This window comes from Polynucleobacter sp., from assembly GCF_040400325.1.
In the GTDB taxonomy this organism is placed as follows: domain Bacteria; phylum Pseudomonadota; class Gammaproteobacteria; order Burkholderiales; family Burkholderiaceae; genus Polynucleobacter.
This window is the reverse complement of the sequence record NZ_JBBAQK010000034.1, coordinates 1-2,799: the sequence shown is the minus strand read 5'-3', so window position 1 is coordinate 2,799 and position 2,799 is coordinate 1. Positions and strand designations below refer to the sequence as shown.

Annotated in this window: 1 protein-coding gene; it reads left to right on the top strand. The window is 38.4% G+C overall.

Going from position 1 to position 2,799, the window contains the following annotated elements; genetic code table 11:
* Window positions 1–2,799, top strand: a 2,799-nt coding sequence (locus ABWP14_RS11335) for an immunoglobulin domain-containing protein (protein WP_353203080.1), incomplete at its 5' end; no start/stop codon positions are given.

Below are 2,799 nucleotides of genomic sequence, written 5' to 3'. Positions count from 1 at the left end.
ACATTTCCTGCTGTTTTAATTGGAAATGCTGGGTCGGTTACAATTCCTACCCCAAACAGTCTAAGTGTGGCAACCACTTTTTCTTTGGTAAGTATTACAACCAACGATGCTTTGGCTTGTTCAACAACAGGTTTATCGCAAAATGTTTTGATTCAAATCAGCAACGGCCCAAGCATAACCGCTCAACCACAGTCAGTAACAACAATCTGTGAAGGTGCTGCAGACGCCGTTTTGAGCGTAACAGCTATTGGCGCAAGTTTATCTTACGAATGGAAAGATGAAACAAATATTGTGGTAGGAAATGCAAGTACATTAAATGTTCCTGCAACGTTAGTCAATAACGGGAAAAGCTATACTTGTACGGTTACCGATGCGTGTGGCGTTTTTGTAGATTCTGCGATTGCAACGGTAAATGTAACAGCAAAACCAGTCTTTACGCAACAAACGCAAGGAACTTCACCAATTTGTGCGGGTGCAAATATCGACTTGACTGTTATAGCAACAGGAGTTGGTGTCACTTACAAATGGTTCAGAGGAACAACCGATTTGTCTACTTCAAATCCTACAGCTTTAACCAGTAATCTTGTTATTACAAACGCTCAACCTACCGATAGTGGAGTTTATAAATGTGAAGCAACTACTTGTTCAAGTGTTAATTCTAATGATTTAACGATAACCGTAAATCCTTTGCCTGTGGTCACTGGTTTTTCGGCAGCTAACGCATCAATTTGTTCAGGAACAACAGGTAATTTAATCTTTTCAGGAACGCCAAATTCTACTATTGTGTATTCTGATGGAACAACAAATACTTTCACTGCAACAACAGATGCTTTTGGTGCTGCCAATATTTTTACAACAAATAATCTTACCACGCCAACCACATTTACTTTGGTAAGTATTAAAGACAATTTAACATCTTGTATCAACACAACTTTCACAAATATTTTACCAGTTACAATTGGCATTAATGCTCTTCCAACGGTAGGCAACCCAACAACTGCGACCGCAACTTTAATTTGCTCTGGTGATCCAGCCTCAATTTTAAGTGTTGTTGCCACAGGTTCTGGCTTAACTTATGTTTGGAAAAAAGACAGTTCAATTGTTCCCAACAGCAACAGTAATTCTATAACTGTACCATCAATTGCTGCCAATACAGGAAATTACAGTTGTACCGTAACCGATGTTTGTGGACAAACCGTAATTACGACAGTTCCTTTATCCTTAATCATTAACAATGCGCCAATTATAACGCAAGCTACAGCAGGAAGTACGATTTGCTCTGGAGATACCATCAACTTATCCATTACTACGACAGGAATAGGTTTAACGTATCAATGGAGGAAAAATGGAGTTGATTTGCCAACCACAAACGCAACGGCCACAACGAATAATTTAGTGATTGTAAATGCCCAAACAACCGATTCTGGCGATTACATCTGTGTGGCAAAAAGCGGAACATGTTCGGTAACAAGTCCGATTGCAGCAATGATTGTTAATCAAGCACCACAGGTAATAACCCAGCCAATATCAAATGTATATTGCTCAGGCGATGACATCACTTTGAGTGTGGGTGTTTCCGACCCATCAGTAACTTATAAATGGCAATTTAATGGTAGTGACATCATCCCTTTAGAAACTAATTTTGAATTGCACTTAACCAACGTAACCATTGCCGATAGCGGAGATTATGTTTGTTCGATAAAAAATTCACCTTGTAAACCAATCAAAAGCAACAAAGCAGTAATTTTAGTAAAAGCACCACTGTCTGCAACAATTCAAGCTACAAGCACTACTGTTTGCGCCGCAACCGATAGCAATTTGATATTCAACGGAACGCCAAACGCAGTCGTTACTTATACCATCAACAATGGCCCAAAACAAATTTTGAATTTGAGTCCATCTGGCGCAGCTACCATTATTCCAACAGGAATTTTAGAAACCACCACCACTTATCAATTGGAAAGCATTTCGACCAATGATTTCTCACCAGTTTGTACAACAAATACATTAAACACATTAAACAACTCGGTAACGATAAATGTATTTGCCATTCCGGAGCCAACTTTAACAGAAGATGGATTTATTTGTGTTGATGAAAACAACGTGACCCAAAGAAAATTCAGAATGGAAACTGGATTATCTGGTAGTAATTACGATTTTCAATGGTATGAAGACAATGTAGCCATCGCAGCACCAGCGGGAACAACCGATTTTTATGACGCAGACAAAGCAACTACCTATTCAGTAGAAATTACAGATATAGCCACCGGATGCAAGCGCAGTGCCATGACAAAAATAACCTCTTCATTGCAACCAAAAACAGTAACAGCAACCGTTTTAAGCGGCTATTTCGACGACAATGCAACCATTGAAATCACAGCAGATCCAATAAATGGTGACTACGAGTACCAATTGGATTTTGGTCCGTTCCAAGACAGCAACATCTTTTCAAATGTGCCAAGTGGCGACCACAATGTGTATGCAAGAGACAAACGAGAGTGTAACACAACAGCAGCATTTTCGATAAAAATCACTAATTATCCGAAGTTTTTTACGCCAAATGGAGACGGAATTAATGATTACTGGAATATTTTTAATTTAAGTAATCAAATTAACGCAAAAATTTATATATTTGACCGATTCGGAAAATTTATGAAACAAATCAGCACAACTGGACAAGGTTGGGATGGAAATTTCAACACAAAACCAGCAGCAGCAGACGATTACTGGTTTGTGATCAAATACGAAGAACAACAAATCAATAAAGAATTTAAAGCACATTTTACATTAAAACGTTAA